This is a genomic window from Nocardia ignorata NBRC 108230 (assembly GCF_001612905.1).
Taxonomy (GTDB): Bacteria; Actinomycetota; Actinomycetes; order Mycobacteriales; family Mycobacteriaceae; genus Nocardia; species Nocardia ignorata.
In genome coordinates this window covers 303,968-325,912 of record NZ_BDBI01000005.1, presented here as the reverse complement: position 1 = coordinate 325,912, position 21,945 = coordinate 303,968, and the positions used below count along the sequence as shown (strand labels likewise).

The 21,945-nt window shown below is 65.4% G+C and carries 20 protein-coding genes; 17 read left to right on the top strand and 3 right to left on the bottom strand.

The features are described from left to right. Window positions 1-27 precede the first annotated feature (27 nt). From NI2_RS05300 to NI2_RS05235, 14 genes are all read left to right on the top strand, one after another. Window positions 28-1,101 (top strand): C40 family peptidase, encoded by a 1,074-nt coding sequence (locus tag NI2_RS05300; protein WP_067486595.1) that lies wholly within the window; start codon window positions 28-30, stop codon window positions 1,099-1,101. After that, window positions 1,101-1,733, top strand: a complete 633-nt coding sequence (locus NI2_RS05295) for a hypothetical protein (RefSeq protein WP_243749912.1) — start codon at window positions 1,101-1,103, stop codon at window positions 1,731-1,733. Before NI2_RS05300 ends, NI2_RS05295 begins: the two co-directional genes overlap by 1 nt. Beyond that, window positions 1,730-2,272, top strand: coding sequence for a hypothetical protein (locus NI2_RS05290; protein ID WP_067486589.1), 543 nt, complete (start codon window positions 1,730-1,732; stop codon window positions 2,270-2,272). The genes NI2_RS05295 and NI2_RS05290 overlap by 4 nt, the downstream gene beginning before the upstream one ends. Window positions 2,273-2,295: 23 nt before the next feature. Further along, window positions 2,296-2,583: a hypothetical protein gene (locus tag NI2_RS05285; protein ID WP_067486586.1), complete on the top strand. Its 288-nt coding sequence runs from the start codon at window positions 2,296-2,298 to the stop codon at window positions 2,581-2,583. Beyond that, the gene (locus NI2_RS05280) at window positions 2,580-3,026 is read left to right on the top strand and encodes a hypothetical protein (RefSeq protein ID WP_067486583.1); all 447 of its coding nucleotides are present in this window, start codon (window positions 2,580-2,582) and stop codon (window positions 3,024-3,026) included. The genes NI2_RS05285 and NI2_RS05280 overlap by 4 nt, the downstream gene beginning before the upstream one ends. A gap of 16 nt (window positions 3,027-3,042) precedes the next feature. Further along, the gene (locus NI2_RS05275; protein ID WP_067486579.1) at window positions 3,043-3,795 is read left to right on the top strand and encodes a DUF8175 domain-containg protein; all 753 of its coding nucleotides are present in this window, start codon (window positions 3,043-3,045) and stop codon (window positions 3,793-3,795) included. A 14-nt stretch (window positions 3,796-3,809) separates the two neighbouring features. Next, window positions 3,810-4,499, top strand: coding sequence for a DUF8175 domain-containg protein (locus tag NI2_RS05270; protein WP_067486576.1), 690 nt, complete (start codon window positions 3,810-3,812; stop codon window positions 4,497-4,499). Then, a complete protein-coding gene (locus NI2_RS05265) occupies window positions 4,496-6,148 on the top strand; it encodes a hypothetical protein (protein WP_067486573.1) in 1,653 nt (550 codons plus the stop codon). Before NI2_RS05270 ends, NI2_RS05265 begins: the two co-directional genes overlap by 4 nt. A 73-nt stretch (window positions 6,149-6,221) precedes the next feature. Then, on the top strand, window positions 6,222-7,715 hold the full coding sequence (locus NI2_RS05260; RefSeq protein WP_067486570.1) for an SCO6880 family protein: 1,494 nt from the start codon (window positions 6,222-6,224) through the stop codon (window positions 7,713-7,715). Then, on the top strand, window positions 7,712-9,349 hold the full coding sequence (locus NI2_RS05255) for a hypothetical protein (RefSeq protein WP_243749911.1): 1,638 nt from the start codon (window positions 7,712-7,714) through the stop codon (window positions 9,347-9,349). Before NI2_RS05260 ends, NI2_RS05255 begins: the two co-directional genes overlap by 4 nt. A gap of 25 nt (window positions 9,350-9,374) precedes the next feature. After that, window positions 9,375-10,112: a type IV secretory system conjugative DNA transfer family protein gene (locus NI2_RS05250; RefSeq protein ID WP_067486566.1), complete on the top strand. Its 738-nt coding sequence runs from the start codon at window positions 9,375-9,377 to the stop codon at window positions 10,110-10,112. Continuing rightward, the gene (locus NI2_RS05245) at window positions 10,112-11,836 is read left to right on the top strand and encodes a type IV secretory system conjugative DNA transfer family protein (protein WP_243749910.1); all 1,725 of its coding nucleotides are present in this window, start codon (window positions 10,112-10,114) and stop codon (window positions 11,834-11,836) included. Before NI2_RS05250 ends, NI2_RS05245 begins: the two co-directional genes overlap by 1 nt. Beyond that, complete coding sequence (locus NI2_RS05240) at window positions 11,833-12,480, top strand: DUF4913 domain-containing protein (protein WP_067486560.1); 648 nt, start codon at window positions 11,833-11,835, stop codon at window positions 12,478-12,480. The genes NI2_RS05245 and NI2_RS05240 overlap by 4 nt, the downstream gene beginning before the upstream one ends. A gap of 683 nt (window positions 12,481-13,163) precedes the next feature. Beyond that, on the top strand, window positions 13,164-13,736 hold the full coding sequence (locus tag NI2_RS05235) for a DUF305 domain-containing protein (RefSeq protein ID WP_371851937.1): 573 nt from the start codon (window positions 13,164-13,166) through the stop codon (window positions 13,734-13,736). Window positions 13,737-14,075: 339 nt separating this feature from the next. Here NI2_RS05235 and NI2_RS05230 read toward each other — a convergent pair whose 3' ends face one another. Then, window positions 14,076-14,792 (bottom strand): M23 family metallopeptidase, encoded by a 717-nt coding sequence (locus NI2_RS05230; RefSeq protein WP_243749907.1) that lies wholly within the window; start codon window positions 14,790-14,792, stop codon window positions 14,076-14,078. Between the two features lie 548 nt (window positions 14,793-15,340). Here NI2_RS05230 and NI2_RS05225 point away from each other — a divergent pair. Continuing rightward, window positions 15,341-16,390, top strand: a complete 1,050-nt coding sequence (locus NI2_RS05225; protein WP_133734032.1) for a hypothetical protein — start codon at window positions 15,341-15,343, stop codon at window positions 16,388-16,390. A gap of 206 nt (window positions 16,391-16,596) precedes the next feature. On the opposite strand, the gene NI2_RS05220 is transcribed toward NI2_RS05225, so the two are convergent. Next, window positions 16,597-17,001 (bottom strand): four-helix bundle copper-binding protein, encoded by a 405-nt coding sequence (locus NI2_RS05220; RefSeq protein ID WP_067486554.1) that lies wholly within the window; start codon window positions 16,999-17,001, stop codon window positions 16,597-16,599. 308 nt (window positions 17,002-17,309) lie between these two features. Between NI2_RS05220 and serA the strand changes: the two genes are divergently transcribed. Both serA and NI2_RS34930 read left to right on the top strand, forming a co-directional pair. Beyond that, complete coding sequence (gene serA, locus NI2_RS05215; RefSeq protein WP_067486551.1) at window positions 17,310-18,908, top strand: phosphoglycerate dehydrogenase; 1,599 nt, start codon at window positions 17,310-17,312, stop codon at window positions 18,906-18,908. Between the two features lie 243 nt (window positions 18,909-19,151). After that, window positions 19,152-19,631: a hypothetical protein gene (locus NI2_RS34930; protein ID WP_067486548.1), complete on the top strand. Its 480-nt coding sequence runs from the start codon at window positions 19,152-19,154 to the stop codon at window positions 19,629-19,631. A 10-nt stretch (window positions 19,632-19,641) separates the two neighbouring features. On the opposite strand, the gene NI2_RS05205 is transcribed toward NI2_RS34930, so the two are convergent. After that, entirely contained in the window at window positions 19,642-21,897 is a 2,256-nt protein-coding gene (locus tag NI2_RS05205) for a heavy metal translocating P-type ATPase (RefSeq protein WP_067486546.1), read from the bottom strand. Window positions 21,898-21,945: the final 48 nt, after the last annotated feature.

Sequence of the window (21,945 nt, the reverse complement as noted above, 5' to 3'; positions counted from 1 at the left end):
GAAACATGCCCAAGGAGGTGTATCGCGATGAAATCAGTATCGAAATTGGTAGCGCTCTTGATGGCGCTCGTCATGATTCCGGTGCTGGTTGTCGCGATCTTCATCGACAGCGACCGGGACAATCCGAGTTTCGCTCAAGGAAAACTTGCGACTGGCACTGTTCCACCCGAATTCGAGGCGTGGGTCATCCGGGCGGGCACTCTGTGCGAGGAGATCTCGGCCCCGCTCATCGCCGCCCAGATCGAGCAGGAATCGGGCTGGAACCCCAACGCGGTCTCCCCGGCCGGCGCCCAGGGCCTGTCGCAGTTCATGCCCTACACCTGGCCGTCCTATGGCGTCGATGCCGACGGCAACGGCGTGATCTCTGCCTTCGATCCGGCCGACGCGATCATGGCGCAGGCGAAGTTCGACTGCGACACCGTCGCGCGGGCCAAGCAGGACCTGGCCAGCGGACGGATCAAGGGCGACCTGATCGACATCGTGCTCGCCGCCTACAACTGCGGATACGGCTGTGTGATATCCGCTGGCGGGCCCCAGATCGTCAATGGGGAGACCGAGGGCTACGCGCCTGGGGTCAAAGCCAAGCTGGCGAAATACACCCAGCTCGGCACCGTCGAACTCACCCATTGCAGTCAGTTCCGCCCCGGCGCAGTCTTCGGCACGAACGTGGCTGCAGCGGCACTGTGCTGGCAAGGAACGCCGTATGCGTGGGGCGGCGGCACTCTCGACGGGCCGTCACAGGGAATTCGTGACGGCGGTGTCGCCGATTCCTTCGGCGACTACGAGAAAGTCGGCTTCGACTGCTCGGGACTTGTTCTGTACGCCGTGGGGCAGGCGAGCGGCAAATCTATTCAACTTCCCCACTACACCACCTCCATCCTCAATGACACACGCGGTCACCCTGTGAACGAGGACGAAATCCAGCCGGGAGACATCGTTTTTCCGAGCGGCGGAAATCCGCAACATGTCGCCATCGCCCTCGGCGGCGGACAAATGGTCGAAGCCCCCCAATCAGGTGATCAGGTGAAAATCTCCCCCTTATCGAATTTGGGGCCAGGAATCGAAATCAGACGATTCGGAGCAGGAATCCAAAGACAATGATGCCGAAAACTACTTGGACGATGCAGGCGGTCGCATTGGCCGGGGCGGCGCTGGCAGTGGCGGCATGCTCCACGGGCCAGGCGAACCACAACGCGCCTACAACCACCCCGACACCGACGACCCCGGTCGCGACCCCGACCGAAACCACTTCGCGAGTTCCGGTGACGCCGCCCTCGACACCGCTGGCGGTTCCGACCTCACTTCCCGTCGAGGTCGGACCGGTCGAAGGCTCCGACATCGATGCGGTCGCGGTCGCCGTGGCGCGGATCTGGTATGGGTGGGACACCACCCACGATCTGTCCCCGCACGACGCCAAGCTGCGCGCGGCCCCGTTGCTCGAACCCCGGCTCACACAGCTGCTGCGCGACTATCTACCGATATCTGGCCCGGGAGCGGACTGGCTCGACCTGACCGCACGTTCAGCGGTACTGCGCGTGCCCGCTGACGGCGTACGCCCCGGCGCGGAGGCCGGCGCTCCCGCCGACACCGCGAACTCCGCGACGCGATTACTCGAGGTCACCCAGAGGGTGAGCACGGCGAACGGGCCCCTGCCGGAGCGTCACTTGGTGGTCGGGCTAGCGCTGGTCAAGGTCGGCGCCGGTTGGCGTGTGTCCCAGATGGTCGCGCGATGAGCGCGCGACCGCGGCGACCGGTGATCGGCGGAATCGCCGGTGGCGTCGGCACGACCACGGTGGCACATCTGCTCGACGGCATCGACGTCGGCGTCATCGAAGCCAACGGCACCCAGGCCGTCGACGTCCTGGTAACCCGCGCGACCGCCGTCGCGGTCAGTTGGGCCATCGCCACCGCCCAGCAGATGCTCACGCGCCCGGTCCTGGTCGTCGTCGCCGACAGCGAGGCGCGCTGGCCCTCCGTTGTCCAGCGCCGACTGAAGATGGCCGCCACCAACCTCGATACCCCGGTGCTGCGGCTCGGCTGGTTGTCACCGCTGGCCGCCAGTGACAACCCGTGGGACCTGCTGTCCACCGGCGTCTTCGATGCCGACCGCAAGACCTATCGGTGGGCCGAACCCGCCCGCAAGGTCCGCGACGAGCTGGCTCAGGCGGTGCGCACCGCCATTGATCGCGAAACCCCCACCACCACAGCCACATCCGAGACGGAACCCATCGACGAGGACGAGCACGAGCGTCCCGTCCTGCGGGTGACTTGATCGATCACGAGAAGGAAATCCCCATGTCCACATTGCTAATGGCCGCCGACTGGTTGGCGCAAGTCCCCAATCCGCCCGCGAAGGAACTGCCCGGCGAATTGGGCAATCGCGTCAACGACACGCTCGGCTACGCCAAATCCCTCTGCTACGCACTGGCTTTCGCTGGACTGCTTGCGGTGGCCGGAATGTTATTCGTCGGCCTGCGCGGTCGCAGCGACGCCGCCAAGAACGCTCTCGGGCACCTGCCGATGGTCATCCTCGGCATCGTCATCACCGGCGGCGCGGGCGGAATAATCGAGGCGTTTCGGTGAAACGGGCGCTCTGGGTGTTCGCGCTCACCGCGACCCTGACCGCTGTGGGTGTCGGAGTCGTACACGCTCAGCCGCCGACGACCGCACCGGCCCCGCCGACCAGTCAGCAGCTCAGTCCCCAGAGTCCGGGTGGCGGCGGCACCGGAGAGCAAATTCCCATCCGTGACCCCACCACCGGCGGCGTGCGATGGGACCGGTTCGGTGGAGATCCCGCCGACGCTCCCGAGGACCTGGATTCCTTCATCGCTGACTCGCTCGGCTGGATGCGCACCCTCGCGCTCGCCTGCGCGGTCGGCGGCGTGCTGATCACCGCCGCGGTGCTGATGGTGGGGATTCGCGGGCGCTCCGAGCAAGCAAAGAAGGCCCTGCACTCGCTGCCGGTCGTCCTCGTCGCCACCGTGCTGTCCGGGTCGGCCTACACCGTCATCAACGCATTTCTGTGAAAGAGATCGAACACCAATGTCATTGACTACCTCCGAGTTCCGCGACACCACTGGCCTGGCGAAAGCGCGCCGCGCGTATCTGATCGGGTCGGTCAGCGCGGCGGCACTCGCCGTTGTCGGCGCGCTCGCCCTTGTCGGTGTGGGCTTCCACGGCGAGACCGATGCCCCAGGCGACGCAATCGCAACAGCCGCGACGCCTGTGGTGACGACCGCCGCGAAGGGTTCGCTGGTCCCCCAGATCCCGGTCACCCGCTCCCCTGCCGACCCGGCCTGGCTGACTGCCGCGCCCCAGGGGCTTTCTTGGCAGCGCGTCGACGGCGTGCCACTGCCCTTCACCGGCTCGGATGGGCCCTCCCACATCGACGGGGCGGTCACGACCGGTTACGCCCATACCCCGCAAGGCGCGACCGTCGCGGCACTGCAGATCGGCATGCGACTGCTCTATTCCCCCGATTTCGCCCGCGTCCTCGACATTCAGGCCGCGGTCTCACCCGCCGACCGTCACCAGATCCTCACCGCCCGTATCAGCCAGCCTCGGCTGGACCCGGCCGCCGTGCAGGCCAGCACTGTGCAGCCCGCCGGCTTCAAGGTCGGCGACTACACCGGCGACGCCGCAACGATCTATTACGCCTACCCCCGCGCCTCCGGTTCCTTCCGGATCACCCGTCAAGCGGTGGTGTGGCGCGACGGCGATTGGCGCTACAGCAACGAGCTGAGCGCCCCGGCGCTGCCAGAAACGGCAGACCTGACCGGATTCACCCCGCTGTAGCAAGGAAAACTCTGATGTTCACCACCCGAGAATTTGCCGAACACCCCGCACCCCGCGACCCACGACCACTGTGGCGCTGGTTGCCGGTGGCCGTCACCGCCGTACTGGGCGCAGTCGCCGGAATCATCGCGGTCGCCGTAATACGCGACCAGCCAAACGATTTCGCGACACCCCCCTCGCCAGACGCAGTCACCGTCACGACGCCGCCACGCGAGCTGGACTGGAAGTTGATCAACGGCGTCCGTCTGCCCTTCGGCGCGGACGGGCCCACCCAGGTCGATGGGCCGCGCGCCCACGGCTACACCCACACTCCGCAGGGCGCGCTCGTCGCAGCGTGGCAGATCGCGGCACGGGTTCAGACCGACGCCCGCTACGAGCAGTTGCTCGGTACCCAGGTGCGCGCCGACCTCGGCCAGCAACAGCAGGTACGCAACGCGGTCACCCAGACCCGCAACCTGTCCGCCGAAGAGTTCGAAGCAGCCTTCCGTCAGCCGGTCGCCTTCCAATTCGCCACCTACACACCGATGTTCGCGCGGATCTACTTCGCAGTGCCGTCCAACAAGGGTGGTTACGACTTCGTGCGCCGCGCCACGCTCTGGGACGGCAACGACTGGGTCTACCAGGTCGATTCGGGCCTCCCCGAACTGCCGAACTCGACGGGCCTGACAGGGTTCACGACCTTCCATGACAGGGCAGGGCGATGAGCACGAACACCTGGTCGATTCTGCGGCCCATAGCGCTAGTGGGAATGCTGCTGGCGCTGATGATGGGCCCAGCGGCATTGGTCTCGGCCGAGCCGCCACCACCGGGCATGCCACAGAAACTCTCCGAACTCAGCTCTGAGCAGAAGAGCTGGCGCGACGCCGACGGCGTGATCTGGTGCTCGCAGCACCCCCAGTTCCCTGGGTGCGAGAACAAACCCGACACCGGTTACCTCTACTCGAACGACGACACCGCGTTCCGAGCTCAAATCAACAACGGCGCAACACAAACCACGATCGACCTGAACCCGGGCAGGGTCGCCGACAACACGGTCGGCAAGGCGGTGGACTCGGCGTTCGGTAAGGCTGCTGAATCCATCGGAAAGTTCAGCGGTGACCTGCTGGTCGAGTCGATGACCTGGTGGATCGGTACCGACTCGATCAGCCTGTCCTATGCGGGTGTGATGGCGGACAAGGCACCGGTCCAGAAAGTCGTGTTCTTCATCATGATGGCCGGGGTCCTCAGCGGCGCCATGGTGATGATGGTGACCCGCCGCACCGAGCCAGGCGCGCAGATCCTGCTCGGCGGAGTGAAATACATCGTCATTTCCTCGATGGCGTTGATCGTGCTCTCCGGCGCGATCCACGCCGGAGACGACTTCGCTCACCAGATCATCGACACCGACGCCAACCAGTTCGGCCAACGAGTCCAAGCCATGCTGGGCACCTCGACCATCGGCAACCCGGGCGGTGTGCTGCTGCTGGGTATCGTCGCGTTCTTGCTCGGCGCGATCCAGTGGGTGATGGGTTTTATCCGCCAGGCCGGAATCGTCGTGCTGCACAACATGATTCTGTTCGCTGCTGCGGGACAGCTCACCACGTGGGGGCGGCAGTGGTTCCCCCGCATCGCCGCCACGTGCGTGGCGCTGGTGCTCTACAAGCCGATGGCGGCGTTCATCTACTCCCTCGGTTTTCAGCTCATCGGTCAGGAGCAATCGCTGACCACCTTGGTCACCGGCTTGATGGTGATCGCGCTCGCGGTGATCGCCTTGCCCGCGATGCTGAAGTTTTTCGACTTCATGGGCATGCACGTCAGCGGCGGCTCCGGCGCGCTCGGCCTCGCGGTCGGTGGTCTGGCGGGCGGGGCGCTCGGCGCCGCTGCGGCCATGGGTGGAAGCGGCTCGGGCTCTTCCTCGGGTGGGGATGGATTCGCGAGCTTCATGTCCGCGACCGGCCCCGGTGGCGGCGAGCCCGACCCGTCGCCGGGCAACGGGGGCACCTCCGCTCTGACTTCTGGTGGTGGACAGGCCCAGTTGGAATCGGGGTCCTCGCCCAAAGCGCTGGGCACCGGTAGTTCCGGGCTCGAACTCGAAGCCGGACCAGGCCCGCAGCCCGAGAATCCCGATGCCTCCGGCACACCCACCACACCGAGCGGCAGCGACGGCAGTGGCATCGACGTCGCCGGTGGCACTGAGGCTGGTGGCGCCGCAGCGGCCGACGGTAGCTCCACCGCCGCCGCAGGAGCAGCTGCCACCGGCGGGGTCTCCATGGCGATCCAAGCCGGGCTCTCAGCGGCCAGTGCGGCCGCCAATGCCGCCGACGACGTCGGCGCGGAGATGACCGGTGACGACGTCGGGCCCGAACACCGATGAGCGCCAACACACCTCACCCAATCAGGACACATCCATACACCGCGAGCCAGGCGGCACACGTTAAGGACAAACAATGAGCGACACCGGCTACGGCGGATTCCGCGAAGTCAAGGGCTACGGGCTGGGCCGCCTGGGAACCAGCGGCACAGCCATCATCCTGGCCTCGGTGGTGGGATTGGCCTTCACCACATTCATCAACCTGTTCGCGGCCTTCATCGGCCTGTTCATCGCCATCCCCGTGCTGGCACTGACGATCGTCCCGATGGGCGACTCGCGACGCACCGTCGTCGAACATCTGATCTGGAACGTCCGGGCGTGGTGGGGCAACCGCCACAACAGCGACGCCTACGCCGCCGACGTCCTCGAAGAGGTGCCGCGCGGGGAGAACATGCCCGGTGTGTTGGCTCCGCTGATGCCGTTGACCGTCGAAGACGGTCGCGGCGGCACTCAGTGCCTGATCTGGAACCGACGCACCGGCATCCTGTCGGCGGTGCTGAGGGTGTCCCCGGTCGGGATCACCCTGGCCGACAGCGCCGACACCACCGCGTGGGTCCGCAACTACGGCGCCTGGTTGGCCGATCTCGGGTTCACCCCGATCATCTCCTCGGTCGTTTTCACGTGTGAATCGTCGCCGACCGGCGGTGTCGACCAGCGCGCCTACACCCTCGCGCGTATGGAGCGCGACGGCAAAAACGCGCCCGCGCTGGCCAAGAAGATCATGGAAAAGGCCGTCAACCAGTCACGTTCGACCACCGCCGACATTCAGATGCGGGTCACGGTGAACTTCGATCTATCCAAGGCATCGCCGCAGCCCAAGACGCTGTCCGAAGGTGCGGCCGAGGTGGTGCGGTGGCTGCCGCGCATCGAGTCCGCGCTCGCCGCGGCCGGGGCGACGGTGACCGACCGCGCGTCCACCGCGTCGGTGATACGCAACATCCGCGCCGCGGTCGACCCCGCCATCCGGATCTTCCTGTCCGACACCCCCGACGATGACGACGAACTGCTGGTCTGGACCGACGCAAGCGCCCTGCGCGCCGAAACCACCAAGGATGTCTACTACCACGACTCGGGCTATTCGGTGACCTGGGTGCTCAAGGGAATGCCCAGTAGCGTTGTGCGCCACCATATCCTGCTCAAACTGGTCAGTCCGGGAAAGTTTTATCGGCGTTTCTCGTTGGTCTACCGACCTTACAGCGCCGCAGCCGCAGCCGACATCGTCGAACGTGAAATTCAGGGCGGCAAACTCCGCCAACTCTGGAACACCAAAACGAAAAAGGACGAGACCCAGAGAGAATTCGACGATCGTGTGCGCGCGCGTAAGGCCGCACAGGAGGAGTCGATGGGCGCGGGACTCGGCCGATTCACCATGTATGTCACGACCACGACACGCAACGAGGAAACCTTGGCAGCGGCCTGCGCCGATATCGAGGATCGAGTCAGCGCGACCAAATTGCAGTTCCGCCGGGCCCGTGGCGCGCAGCCCGCCGCGTTCGCGGCTTCGCTCGGTTATGGCATCGAGCCGACCTCGGGACTTTCGCGTAGTGCCGCACAGAGGTGGCTAGCGTGACCGGCACCGGATTTGTCACCGAAGCCGAGGCCACTGCGCGGCTGCATCGGGCGGCAGGCCGTGCAGGTTTGGCTGAACGCTGGCTGGCCAAGCTGGGAGTTGTCCCGGCTTACCGCACACAGGATTCGCTCGATCCTGATGAGCCCGGCCAAGAACCGTTCAACCCGTTCGCGCCTTTCGCGTCGATGCCCCCGATTCCCGACGCGCGAGGGGAGCATCGACCCTTCGGTGGGTACGCCCACAACGTCGACGCCGGGCGCCTGTTCGCGGGCACAACCACCCAAGTCCAGGGCCTATACCCGTTCCCTGCCGCGTCCGGTGCACGAGTGCGCGGCGTCCCGTTCGGCCGCCACCTACACACCGCCGAACCCATCGGACTCGACCCCTCGCAGTGGCTGGTCGACGGTTTGGTCACCAACACCGGCCTGTGGGTGCAAGGACAGCCCGGCATCGGGAAGTCCACCGCGATCAAGCGCCTGCTCGTCGGTCTTGTCGCGTTCGGGTTCGCCGCGGTGATCCCCGGCGACATCAAAGACGAATACACCCCGATCGTAGAAGCGTTGGACGGCAAGGTGTTCCGTATCGGGCGCGGCCTCCACAGCCTCAACCCCCTCGACCTCGGGCCGCTACGCGGCGCGATCAACGCGGCGGTGGGCACCGCACGCGAGCAGCTGGTCTCCCAGGCTCGCGGTCGTCGGCTGGACCTGCTGGAATCGCTGATCACGATCGTCGGCGGCCAGGACCTCACTGCCACCGAACGGCTGCTGCTGGCCATGACCGTCGACCAAGCCGATGCCGCCAGCCAACGCTGCGGTTTGCCCGATCCGACGATCCCCGAGCTGGTAAAGATCCTCGACTCCGCCACCGACCCGCTGCTGCGCGTCGTGGCAGCCCGCGATGAGCACGACTACCAGCGCGAGATCCGCGAGCTGCGTAATACGTTGGTCCTGTTGTGTGAAGGCCCGATCAAGGGCATGTTCGACCGGCCGTCGAGCTTCTCCCTCGACGCCGACCCGCCAGCGATCTCGCTGTCGCTCGGCGCCGTGGAGGACGACGGCGACGATGTGGTGGCCGCCGCAATGATGTGCGCATGGGCATGGTCGGCGGGCCTGATCGAGGGCAAGCAGGCCGCCGGACAACGCCGCAATATTTTCCAGCCCCAAGACGAGCTGTGGCGGGCGCTGCGCGCGGCTCCCGGCTTGGTCGAGAAGTCCGACCGGATGACCCGACTCAACCGCAGACGCGGAGTGGTGTCGGTCCAGTCGACGCACTCCATTACCGACCTGGAGGCGCTCCCGACCGAGGCCGACCGCGCCAAAGCCAAAGGCATGGTCGCCCGCAACGCCATCAAGGTCATCGGCGGGCTCGACAATGCCGAAATGGATCGGCTGCACGCGATTTCACCGTTTACCTCCGGCGAGAAGGAGTTGGTGACGCGATGGTCTGCGCCACCGACCTGGGTGCCCGGTCAGCGACATCCCGGCCGAGGCAAGTACCTCATCAAATCCGGCTCACGCATGGGGTTGCCCGTGAATGTCGACCTGACACCAGAAGAACTCACCCTTTACAACACCGATGGCGCCTTCAGCGCACTCGACGGCCCCGCCTCGGAGCGGAGCAACCGTGCAGCATGAGCGACCGACTCGGGAAAGGATCGTGATGCGGGAGGTCATCTCCGCACCAGACTGGAACCCCGATCCCGGTGGCACAACCACCGCCATGATCATCACGGTCACCGACCATGTTGCGGCACTGCCGCGCCGCTGGTGGGGCCAGAGCCTCGTGTGGAACCCCGAACTATGCGGCCCAGCAACAGCTTTCCGATGGGACCTACTCGCAGCAATCACCGATGCCACCGACGCCGACCGCATCGCCGAGGCGCTGTTCTCCGTGGTTCAAGACGAAGGCGCGTTGTTCTTCGTCCCAGAGGCATCGCTGATGACCGCGAACCTGCTCCTGGCCGCCGTACGCGGACGACGCAACCTCACCGACGTTCTCGACTGGATCCACACCGGCAACCTGAACGAGCCCTACCGCCTGCTGGACCTGTCCGGCGAGCACGGTCCGACCGCGGATATGGACACGTTCCGACAAGCGCCGGCGGGAGAGCAGGCCGCGATCTGGGCGGTGGTCCGCCAAGCCGTGCTGCCACTGGATTACGGCCCGATCCTCGCCGCCCTGAGCCCGCAGGCGGGGGCAGGGTCGGTTATGGAACAACTGCCGCGCCTCGAATCGGGTGCGCTCGCCGCGCATGGGGAGATCTTCGTCGTCGAGGTGCCTGGCACCCGCAGCGCGGGCGTAGCCGCAGCATTGAGGGCCGAGCTGCTGCTGGCGGCCCAGGAGGCGGGCGTGTCGGTGCAGGTTGTGAATGTCGGCGCCCTGCGAAGGAGTGCGTGATGGAAGATTCCGCGCTGGCCTGGGTGTGGATCGCGGCGTTCGTCGCGGCCGGAATCGGCTACGGCGTCTACCGAATCCACGAACAAGGCACCTCATTGCTGGTGATCGCGCTGGTCACGGTGGTGCTGGTTCTGCTGGTGGCCATGCTGGGGTGGGCAGTGCGCAAAGCGTGGCCGCGCGAGACGCCAGAAACGCTGCTGCGCGACAAGAGCCAGATCCCAGACATGCTCGGCAAGAACGCTGCCCAGCGGGGGGCTGGCCTGCGTGCCTCCATCGATACCGCCAAGGGCGTGTCCATGCGGGAGCTGGCCCCGGTGATCGGTCGCCTGGTGGGCAAACTGGTCTACGCGTCCTGGGAGGACTTCACCATCGTGCTGATGGGACCGCGCAGCAACAAAACCTCGGCCGTCGCCGTCCCGCGCATCCTGTCCGCACCCGGCGCGATAATCGCCACCTCGAACAAACCCGACCTATGGATTCTCACCGGAGCCCTACGCAAAGCAGTCGGACCGGTCTACGTCTTCGACCCCAGCCAGATCGCCTACGCCCCCCAAACATGGTGGTGGAACATCCTTTCCGCCGTCACGACGTTGCGCGAGGCCAAGATGATCGCCGAGCACTTCATCGAGGAGAACCGCGGTGCGGGCTCCGCCCAGAACGAAGACCCGTTCTTCGCACCCACCGGAAAAAACCTATTGGCATGGGCGCTGCTGGCCGCCGCGCTGAGCGGACGCACCATGCGCGATGTCCTGGACTGGATCGACACCTACTCCGACAAACCGATCGACATCCTGCTCCAACACGGAAATCGCCGCGCGGGCAACGCTCTGGCCGCCGTGCTGGACCTACCACCCGAAACCCGAGGCGGCGTCTACGGTGAGGCCCAGACCGCGTTGGCTTCGATCCAGGACGAAGAGACCTTGCGCTGGATCACCCCACCGCACACCTGGGAACAGCCAACCACGGAAAAGATCACCGAACTCGACCTGTGGTCGCTGTTCGCCTTCGAAGACGGCAAGGCTCCAACCCTGTACCTGATGACTCAAGAAGGATCGGGCAGCGCCGGCGCGGTGATCGCCGCGATGGTCGCCAAGATCTTCGAACTCGGCGACCTCGCCGCATCAGCCCATGGCGGACGCGTCGACCCGCCTCTGACACTTGTCCTTGACGAATGCGCCAACATCTGCCGGATCAAGCGCCTGCCGAAACTTGCTTCGCATCTGGGCTCGAAGTCGATGTGCGTCACCGCGATCTTCCAGTCCGAAGCACAGATCATCTCCACCTGGGGCGCCGACGAAGCAGCTGCATTGTGGGGCGCGTCGACCGTGCGCATTCTCGGCGCCGGATTGCAGGACGAGCCGTTCTTGCGCAAGATCTCCGGTCTTGTCGGCCAGTACAAGCCCCGCGAGCGCCGCCGCTCGCACGGTCCTGGCGGTGTCACCACCTCCAACGACCGCGGATCACTCGAGCCGATCATGCCCGTCGAAGACATCGCCGCGATGAAAAAGCACAACGCGTTGCTGATCCGGCAGTCCTCGAAGCCGGTCCTGATCGACCTTATTCCCTGGTACACCGAGCCGGAAAAGGGCGACATCGAACGGGTCCGGGACGAGGCCACCCAGGAGGTGCAGAACGCCGCGATCGAGCATTTAGGTCCGGCCAACCCGGTCGCGAAGACACTGCGTCGGCGACTCGACGACAACGCGGAGGCGAGTGCGGCGTGAGCACTGACGGGTCTCCGGACACGCGTCTCGGAGAACTGCGCGACCAGCTCGCGATGCTGAGCGAAGCGATCGTCGAGATGCGCACCCAAAACCGGTTGCTGTCAACGAAAGTCGAGCGTGTCGACGCTACCGCCGCCCGCTCGGCCCAGGGACTCGACGAGTTCGAAACAGCGCTCGGAGTACTCGCTGACCGGATGACCGCGAGCGCCCCGCCCAGCACAGTCACCGGCGCACCACCGGGTACAGCCGAAACGGTGGCAACCCCAGCGACTACTCCCCCTGACTCGGCCATGGACCAGATCGACATGGAAGTGCTGCTGGACTGGGTGATCGCCAACATCGGTACGTGGGCCCAACGCAAACTACCGCGCTCGGCGACAAGCACTGCCAACGGCGCGATCTGCTGGTGCTCACAATGGTACGAACACCCCGAAGCGGTCACGGTGCTGTGGTCGCTACGCCGCGCGTGGCTCGAAGCAGTCGTCCAGCCCGGTGCCGCCATGGCCGTGTACTTCCGCGACTTCTTCTATCCGCTGCTCAACACCCTGACCAACCCAGTCGGCCCGTTTTACGCCTGTACCCCCGACAGCCACGACCTTGACGCGAAGTTCGTCCCGGTCAGCCCCGCGGCCTTCAGGATGTAGTCTCTGCTCGCCCACGCCTGAGCAGAACCCATCACACACCCTCCGCGGTGCGGGAAGTGGACAGCATTAGCCTCAATCTTTCGCGGGGCTGACGTGCTGGCCTGAACGGTCTCGGATTGGTATTTCGATCGTAGTTTCCCGGTCATGCGTGCGGCGGTCGGCCCGCGCAGCGGGCTGGCTGCCGGGTTCTACGAGCCCGGGACGGTCGACTACCGGCCGTGTTGCCACGGTCGGAAACCTGGGCGGCAACGGTGCCGGGTGCGACGACGAGGGCGCCCCTCCCAGTCACCCGACATTTCAAGGGGTTCATTCGGCTCACCCCCTCCTTGTAGACGGCAAGGCTGGCAGGCTGGCGCTGGCATACTTCCAGCGGCCGGGGGTAGTCGCGACTATATGGGGGCCTGCGAACGAGGAGGTGGATATGATGCCCGGGATGTGCATGCAGATGATGAATATGCTGCGCGACATGTGGAACATGATGTTCCCGTCCATGCCGATGTGAACGAGGTCGAAGCGATAAGCTTCCGACTGTCCGTCGGAAGACCCGATAATCCGCGGGCCCGGCAAGGGTGCCCTGCGGCCCGTCGGTCGGTGATTCAACGTGAAGGTCATGTCCCGACTCCTGAGGAGTTCACATGTCTCGACGTTCCATCATGGCTCGAAGGCTCATTCCGTGTATCGGGTTGGTCGCATTGGTCGTCGCCGGCTGCGGCGATGACGGCGACTCCCCCACGGTCCAGCCTCCCTCCACCACACCCGGCGTGTCGGTGAGTTCGGCGGATACCACCGCCCCGGCGGCCACTTTCAACGACGCCGACGTGACGTTCTTGCAGATGATGTACCCCCACCACGAGCAGGCCGTGCAAATGGCACAGCTGGTGCCTTCACGGTCCCAGGACCAACAGGTCATCGACCTCGCGGCCGGGATCGAGGCAGCCCAGCAGCCCGAGATGACCCAGATTCAGTCGCTGCTGGCGAGCTTCGGAAAACCGGACCCTGCCAGCGGCGCGATGAACCACGACATGCCCGGAATGATGTCGCCGGAGCAGATGTCTTCGCTCGAGGCGATGTCCGGGCCGGAGTTCGACAAGATGTGGTTGCAGATGATGATCGACCACCACCGTGGAGCGGTGGAGATGTCCCAAACCGAGATCAGCTCGGGAACCAACCCCCAGGCAAAACAGCTGGCCGAAACCATCGTGGCGGCACAGCAGCAAGAGATCACCCAGATGGAGACACTGCTGGGGCAAAAATGAGCGTGTCCAGTCCCTCGATACTCGTAGTCTCCTGCGCCCGATGGGTCCATGGGCTTGCGGAGCCCGAGCACGGTGAGGCGGGCTCGAGCGGTTGACCTGCGAGTGCGACGCGGCTGCCTCCGTCACCAGCGATGTTGCGCCAACAGATCAAGCAGACTACTGTCTACTAACGTAGATAGTAGATGCTTGCGTCAGCGACTTGAGCTGGCGCGAGACGCTCCCTCCTGGGGCGTCGACTGCGGCGAAAAATAGCACGATCCCTCATCTCGTGCTTTCGCCGCAATCCCCTGAAGTGGGGCGAGAGATTGTGGCGATCCGGCCCCACTTCAGGACCATCGGTCAGTCAGCACCCCAATGCTGTTCCATCACAATCCCCTTGCTGGCCATCCAGGGCAGTGGGTCGATCTTGACACCGTCCTGATCCCAGATTTCCAGATGCAAGTGCGGGCCGGTGGAAATGCCGCGGTTGCCGACCGAAGCGATCACATCGCCGGCGTTCACTCGCTGACCTTCCTGGACATAGATGTCATTGATATGGCCGCACACGGCGGTTGTTCCGTCGTCCTGCCCTATACGAATCCACTGACCGAATCCGGATGCCGGACCGGCTTCGAGCACCGTCCCGGCGAGAGCGGACCGAATGGGCGTCCCTAGCGCATCCGCGATGTCTACACCGGAATGGAACTGACCCCATCGCGCACCGAATACAGAACTGATGTCACCAGCCAAAGGCAACGCCGCCGGTGGCGCTACCGCTTGCGGCGGGGCGGGAATAGCCTGCTGCTGCAGATCCTCGATGAACTGTTCTGCCTGGGCGAGCGGGCCGACAACTTCGGCGGGCAGTCCAGCCAATCCAAACGGTGCGGCAGCAGGTTCCACGTCATGGGCGACATCCGGCGCCAACGGCGCTGCCATCGCGACCTGCGTCGACGTACTGAGGAGAGCTCCGGCAGCAGCCGCGACGCCGACGGCCACCTTTATTCGGCCATCCGGCGTGGTTTCGGCGCGATGCCGACCCGAACGCCTGGAGTCGGCGAGCAGATGTTGAACGGACACGGAACCAGAAGCTTTTCGGTGATGTGACAAGGCTCGTCCTCGGGTCGGTCGGCGAAAGGCCGGCTCGACCAGGTCGTTGCCGACTTATCGACAGCGACTTTCGGCGCGCGGCGTGATAGGAACTGTACCGATCCATGACCGTCCCGCAACATTTCGTGAACACCGCGGTTCGGGCGTGAGGACTCAGGTAGTTAGGCGACTCACCTGCGGATATCTACTGCGTCATGCAGTAAGAGACCCCTTCAACCGAAGATCGTCTCACTGAATTGCCCTGCTACACAGAATATTTCGAAACCATGTGATTTGTGTCACTTTTCGAATGAGCGGTACCTACTGCCCGAATACATAGTTCGCGCCCAATGCCAGCCAGGCGGGGCCGGACCGCCTTGCCGCGGCCGTCCACCTGAGCGCGACATCCCCGCCCGCCTTTGTCAACCCCTAGGGGGTATAGGTATTCTCGGTTTACCTTGATACCCCTAGTGGGTATATTGGTGTCGTGGGTCACCAGGGCTCGCATCGAGCCGAAGAGAGACCGGACCATGGTGAACATGCAACGGCAGGACGGCATAGGCGTTGGGTCAACGACCGCCGACAGCACCCATGGCGAGGACCTCGCCATGGCCGCCGCGAGCGTATGGATCGTGGTGGCAGTGCACCTGGACGGGCGCGCACACTATCTTGATTTGCCCGATTCGTTCTTCACGTGGTGGCATCTGCTGCTGTATTCCGGCCTCGGCACGGCGGCCGCCCTGCTGCTGGCGATGGGGGTGCGGCGCAGGGCAGGTCGATCACTGATCTCGGCGCTGGTATTGATGCCCCCGGGATATGGCTGGTCACTAGCCGGGGTCGGTGTCTTCTTCGCCGCCGGAGTCGCGGACATGGGATGGCACATCAGGTTCGGAGTCGAATCCGGGCTCGACGCATTGATCAGCCCGACCCACCTGCTCCTGTTCACCGGGGCGGTGCTGCTGTTCTCCGGCCCGCTGCGCGCGACCCAGATCAAACAGCCGACCGCCCCGATCTGGGCAGCGCCCGCGGTCGTCGCCGCCACCGCGATCACCGGGATCATCGGCTTCGCCCTCAGCTACGTCTCCGCGTTCACCACCGACGCGCCACTGCGCGCGGTCGGCAACTTTCCCGAGGGCACGCCGGAGCACTACGCCACCGAGATCCCGGCCCAGGCCGGCCTAGGCGCGTACCTGGTCACCACGGTGCTGGTCGTGCTACCAGTGGTGCTACTGCTGATGCGGCGACGGTTGCCGCTCGGGGCGATCACCGTCTTCGTCACCGTGTTGGCGGTCCTCGCCCAGACAGTGCAAAACTTCACCCGGCCCTCGGTCGTGATCGCGGCCGTCGTCGCCGGGCTGGTCGTCGAAGGATTTGTCGCGGCATTCGCAGCCGTGGCGCCCCGGGTACCGACGGTGGCGGTGGCGGCGGTCGCGCTGCCGACGCTCCTGTGGTCGGCGCAGTTGGTCGCCTTGCAGCTCGGCCCGGGGGTGGCCTGGTCGGCCGAACTCGCCACCGGGACAGTCGTGCTGTCGGCCTTGGTGTCCGCGACGCTCGCGACCGCGTTCGAGATTGGAAGTCGGCAGGCGTGAAAGAAGCCATGGAGACGAGCAGGACGGACGGGTGCGCTCGAGCGCTACCCGCCGCCCCCACCACCGAACGTGTATCTACGATTTCCCTACGTAGACTTCGCCCGCCGGGGCACCAGCAATCAGCGGCCCGAACTAGATGGACCCGGAATCGCTCGAGCATTCCGCGCCTATCGTGACGGCGCCGACCTCTCCGGTGCATGGGTCGGTCAGCCGAGTGCCGCGATCAGCTCCCGGCAGGCTGTCTCGCAGCGCCGGCATGCTTGTGCGCAAACACGGCAGTGCTCGTGCGCGGTATGGCGTTCGCATTCATCTGCGCAGCTCGCGCATGCGGTGGCGCACGCCTCGAGTAGGGCCCGGGTCAGGTTCGCGTCGTAGCCGGTGTGGCGAGACACCACTCTGCCCGTGGTGTCACAGATGTCGGCACAGTCGAGGTCGGATCTGATGCATTTGACCATCTCGGCCACACCCGGCTCGCTGAGGCAGGCATCCGCGCAGGCGGTGCAGGCCTGTGCGCATTCGAAACATCGCTCGATGCAGGTGGCAAGCACCTTTCGGTCGACCTGGCCGAGGTCGGCCGGATATGAGTCGAGCAGTTCAGCGACGGTACCCATGAATTTTCTCCTCGACGGCGACGGGTCGCCGACTTATGTCGGCGACGGCGAATCAGCTGGTCGTCGGCGCATTACCCGGCTATCGGGCGGTGAAACCGCGACGCCACAGCGGATCAGTCGAGACAACCAGTCTCGCGGAACTGGTCCCGATGCAGTCTCCCGGTTGCCTAACTAGCAGCACATGGCGTGCGCCACACCTCGGATCAGTTGCTGTGCTCGCGCCCAGTATCTACTGTCTAACTACGTAGATAGCGACATTCTGTTCGACACGAACTCACCGTCGAACCCAGCCAGAGGAGTACCCCACAGTGAGCCAAGCAGGCCGTCCTGTAGTTCTGATCGCCGACAAGCTCGCCCAGTCGACCGTCGACGCACTCGGTGACGGTGTCGAGGTTCGCTGGGTCGACGGTCCCGACCGCCCGGCGCTGCTCGCCGCGGTCCCCGACGCCGACGCGATTCTCGTGCGCTCCGCCACCACCGTCGACGCCGAGGTGCTCGACGCGGGCAAGAAGCTACAGATCGTGGCGCGCGCCGGTGTCGGCCTCGACAATGTCGACGTGCCCGCCGCCACCGAGCGTGGCGTGATGGTCGTCAACGCGCCGACCTCCAACATCCACACCGCCGCCGAGCACGCCGTCACGCTGCTGCTCTCGGCCGCGCGCCAGATCCCGGCCGCCGACGCCACCCTTCGCGAGAAGACCTGGCAGCGCAGCAAGTTCAACGGTGTCGAGATCCTCGGCAAGACCGTCGGCGTGATCGGCCTCGGCCGCATCGGACAGCTGTTCGCGCAGCGTCTGGCCGCGTTCGAGACCAAGATCGTCGCCTACGACCCCTACACCTCACCCGCGCGCGCCGCCCAGCTCGGCATCGAGCTGCTGACCCTGGACGAGGTGCTCGAGCGCGCCGACTTCCTCTCCATCCACCTGCCCAAGACCCCCGAGACCAAGGGCATGCTCAACGCGACGACCCTGGCCAAGACCAAGCCGGGCGTCATCATCGTCAACGCCGCGCGTGGTGGGCTGATCGACGAGCAGGCGCTCGCCGACGCCATCAAGTCCGGCCACGTGCGCGCCGCCGGTCTGGACGTGTTCGAGACCGAGCCGTGCACCGATTCGCCGCTGTTCGACCTCCCGCAGGTCGTCGTGACCCCGCACCTCGGTGCGTCCACCTCGGAGGCGCAGGACCGCGCGGGCACCGATGTCGCCAAGTCGGTGCTGCTGGCACTGGCCGGTGAGTTCGTGCCCGGCGCGGTGAACGTCACCGGTGGCGCCGTGAACGACGAGGTCGCCCCCTGGCTGGACGTCGTCCGCAAGCAGGGCGCGCTGCTGGGTGCCATCGCCAACGAGCTGCCCGTCAGCGTCGAGGTGCAGGTTCGCGGCGAGCTGTCCGCGCAGGACGTGGCCGTGCTGGAGCTGTCGGCGCTGCGCGGTGTGTTCTCGGCGCTGGTCGAGGACCAGGTCACCTTCGTCAACGCGCCCGCGCTGGCCAAGGAGCGTGGCATCACCGCCACCGTCACCACCGCTTCGGAGAGCCCGACTCACCGCAGCGTCGTCGACCTGCGCGCCGTGTTCGGCGACGGTTCGACCCTGAACGTGGCAGGCACGCTGACCGAGCCGAACCTGGTCGAGAAGATCGTCAACATCAACGGGCGCAACTACGACATGCGCGCCGAGGGTCTGAACCTGGCCGTGCTGAACTACGAGGATCGCCCGGGACAATTGGGTTACATCGGAACCGTTCTCGGCCAGGCCGGAGTCGATATCAAGGCCGCACAGTTGGCACAGGATGTCGATGCCGCAGGTGCCACCGTGGTCCTCCGGGTCGACAAGAAGGTATCCACCGAAACGAAAGCGTGGATCGAGAAGGTCGTCGGCGCCGCCAAGGTAGTGCTGGTCGACCTGACCTGATCGACAAGCCTCCAGTACCCCCGATGAAGTGACGCCTGCGAGGAAGCCTTCGCTGCATTTCTCGACATGAGCGCAGCGTTGGACGCATTGCTGTAAACCCGGCCACCGGTCTGTCTCCGTCGCCCACGGCGGGGACAGATCATGTCGCTATCGACCATGCCGTGTTCTGGGAAGACCGGTCAGAGTGAACACCTTCGTGCAGGGTATGCGCCTACCAGGAGCAATCAACCAGGAGGCATACCGATGACGATTCAACTCACTCGACTGGCCGCATCTGCTGCTTTGGCGTCCGCGGCGATAGTCGCGGGGGCTGGACAAGCCGCAGCTGATCCGGGATCGGTCGCGATCGACGGCAACATGCAGGTGTTGGGCATGAACGTGCTGCATATCGACGCCCAAGGCACAGGAGACGGCCCGGCGACTGGCACCTACGTCGCGAGCGGGCGGTTGGGAAATATGCCATTACCGGTGCGTGTGACCGGCCCGGTGACCTGCCTGACGATCAACGGAAATACCGTCTCGTTGATCTATCCGATCACGACCGCTGAACCGGTCATGATGTTCGCACCCGATTCGATGGCCATCCAGATTACCGTCACCAAGGGCATCAACGGCGAGCCGAATCGGATCGGCTACGGAATCCCGATGCCGACGACCAGCTTCAGTGGATGCCAGCCGGGTCCGACGCCGCTGATCTTCGACGGGACCATCGACATCAACTGACGCGCGTACGTCAACCGTTGTGGGAGCGGAAGCGGCGCAGACGCAAGCTGTTGCTCACGACGAACACCGAGGAGAACGCCATCGCGGCACCGGCCAACATGGGGTTCAGCAGACCTGCCATCGCCAGCGGCAAAGCGGCGACGTTGTAGGCGAACGCCCAGAACAGGTTGCCCCTGATCGTGCCGAGCGTCTTGCGCGACAACCGGATCGCGTCTGCCGCAGCCCGTAGATCGCCCCGAACCAGGGTCAGGTCGCTGGCCTCGATCGCTACGTCGGTGCCGGTGCCCATGGCCAAGCCGAGGTCTGCCTGGGCCAGCGCCGCCGCGTCGTTGACGCCGTCACCGACCATGGCGACGACCTTGCCGTTGGCCTGCAGCTTCTTGATGACGTCGACCTTGTCCTGGGGCAGCACCTCGGCGATCACCTGTTCGATGCCGACCTCGTCGCCGATGGCCCGCGCCGCGGCAGCGTTGTCACCGGTCAGCAACATCGGTGTCAGCCCCAGCGCACGCAGTTGTGTAATCGCTTCGGCGGACGTTGGTTTCACCGTATCGGCGACTACCAGGGCCCCGCGTGCCCTACCGCCCCAGGCCACCGCGACGGCGGTCTTCCCCTCGGATTCGGCAGCGGCCATGGCTTGCTCCAAGTCCGAGTCCAGGTTTTGCACATGCTCGGCCACCAGACGGCGACGCCCGACCACAACCGAGTGGCCATAGACGACACCCTCCACACCCAGACCCTCGACGTTGGCGAAGCCCTGCACCGGTCCGAGATCGCCGACCCTCTCCCGGGCACCCTTGGCGATCGCCTGCGCGATCGGGTGCTCGGAGGAATCCTCCAGCGCCCCGGCCAACTCCAGGATCTGCACCTCGTCCTCGCCCTCGGCGGCGTAGACCTTCAGCAGGCTCATCTTGCCGGTGGTGACGGTACCGGTCTTGTCCAGCACCACGGTGTCCACCCGTCGGGTCGATTCCAGCACCTCCGGCCCTTTGATCAGGACGCCCATCTGCGCACCACGGCCGGTACCGACCATCAGCGCGGTGGGCGTGGCTAAGCCAAGGGCACAGGGGCAGGCAATGATCAGCACGGCGACTGCGGCGGTGAAGGCCGCGGCGACAGAACCTCCGGTACCGAGCCAGAACCCGAGCGCCACCACTGACAGCGCGATCACAATGGGTACGAAGATCCCGGAGATTCTGTCTGCCAGCCGCTGAGCCTGGGCTTTGCCGTTCTGGGCCTCCTCCACCAGCTTGGCCATCTGGGCCAACTGAGTGTCAGCGCCGATCCGGCTCGTACGTACCACGATTCGCCCGCCTACATTGACGGTGGCGCCGACCACGGCGTCGTCGATGCCTACCTCCACGGGCACGGACTCACCGGTCAGCATCGAGGCGTCGACCGCCGACGAACCTTCCACGACCGCACCGTCGGTGGCGACCTTCTCCCCGGGGCGCACGACGAAAAGATCGCCGACTGCGAGCTGGTCGGCGGGTATGCGCTCCTCTTTACCGTCGCGCAGCACCGATACTTCTTTGGCGCCGAGCTCCAACAGCGCTCGCAGCGCGGCACCGGCCTGCCGCTTGGAGCGGGCCTCGAAGTAGCGTCCGGCGAGGATAAATGTGGTAACGCCAGCCGCCACCTCCAGATAGATGTTGCCGGCGCCGCCTTCACGAGCGATGGCCAGTTCGAACGGGTGCGTCATTCCCGGCATACCGGCGGTGCCCCAGAACAGTGCGTACAGCGACCACCCGAGTGCGGCGAGCGTGCCGATGGAGATGAGCGTGTCCATGGTGGCGGTCGCGTGGCGCAGGTTGGTCCAGGCGGCTCTGTGGAACGGCAACGCACCCCAGATCACTACCGGCGCGGCCAGTGTCAGTGACAGCCACTGCCAGTTGGTGAACTGCAGTGCCGGAATCATCGCCATGGCGATCACCGGCACCGTCAGGATCAGCGAGATGAGCAGGCGCTGCCGGAGCGAGGCAGTCGGGTCATCCGCGTCCGTGGCCGTTGCCGAGTGTTCTTCTGCCCCGATCTTCGAGGCCGCGTGCGCGGCGGTGTATCCGGCTTCCTCGATCGTTGCAACCAGGCTCTCCGGCGTCAGCTCGCCGGAGTATTCCACGCGCGCCTTCTCAGTGGCGTAATTGACCGTGGCGGTGACCCCGTCGAGCTTGTTCAGTTTCTTTTCGATGCGATTGGCGCACGAAGCGCAGGTCATACCACCGATGGCCAACTCGATCCGGGTGGGCGGTTGCGTTGTGGTGCTCATCGCTGACTCCGATCCGTACCGCGATGAAGATGGATCTGAGAACTGATA

Coding starts and splice junctions, on each gene's coding strand:
- NI2_RS05295 (WP_243749912.1), top strand. CDS start 1,101: ATGCCGAAAACTACTTGGACGATGCAGGCGGTCGCATTGGCCGGGGCG.
- NI2_RS05250 (WP_067486566.1), top strand. CDS start 9,375: ATGCGGGAGGTCATCTCCGCACCAGACTGGAACCCCGATCCCGGTGGC.
- NI2_RS05285 (WP_067486586.1), top strand. CDS start 2,296: ATGTCCACATTGCTAATGGCCGCCGACTGGTTGGCGCAAGTCCCCAAT.
- NI2_RS05260 (WP_067486570.1), top strand. CDS start 6,222: ATGAGCGACACCGGCTACGGCGGATTCCGCGAAGTCAAGGGCTACGGG.
- NI2_RS05205 (WP_067486546.1), bottom strand. CDS start 21,897: ATGAGCACCACAACGCAACCGCCCACCCGGATCGAGTTGGCCATCGGT.
- NI2_RS34930 (WP_067486548.1), top strand. CDS start 19,152: ATGACGATTCAACTCACTCGACTGGCCGCATCTGCTGCTTTGGCGTCC.
- NI2_RS05270 (WP_067486576.1), top strand. CDS start 3,810: ATGTTCACCACCCGAGAATTTGCCGAACACCCCGCACCCCGCGACCCA.
- NI2_RS05275 (WP_067486579.1), top strand. CDS start 3,043: ATGTCATTGACTACCTCCGAGTTCCGCGACACCACTGGCCTGGCGAAA.
- NI2_RS05300 (WP_067486595.1), top strand. CDS start 28: ATGAAATCAGTATCGAAATTGGTAGCGCTCTTGATGGCGCTCGTCATG.
- NI2_RS05220 (WP_067486554.1), bottom strand. CDS start 17,001: ATGGGTACCGTCGCTGAACTGCTCGACTCATATCCGGCCGACCTCGGC.
- NI2_RS05225 (WP_133734032.1), top strand. CDS start 15,341: ATGCAACGGCAGGACGGCATAGGCGTTGGGTCAACGACCGCCGACAGC.
- NI2_RS05245 (WP_243749910.1), top strand. CDS start 10,112: ATGGAAGATTCCGCGCTGGCCTGGGTGTGGATCGCGGCGTTCGTCGCG.
- NI2_RS05290 (WP_067486589.1), top strand. CDS start 1,730: ATGAGCGCGCGACCGCGGCGACCGGTGATCGGCGGAATCGCCGGTGGC.
- NI2_RS05265 (WP_067486573.1), top strand. CDS start 4,496: ATGAGCACGAACACCTGGTCGATTCTGCGGCCCATAGCGCTAGTGGGA.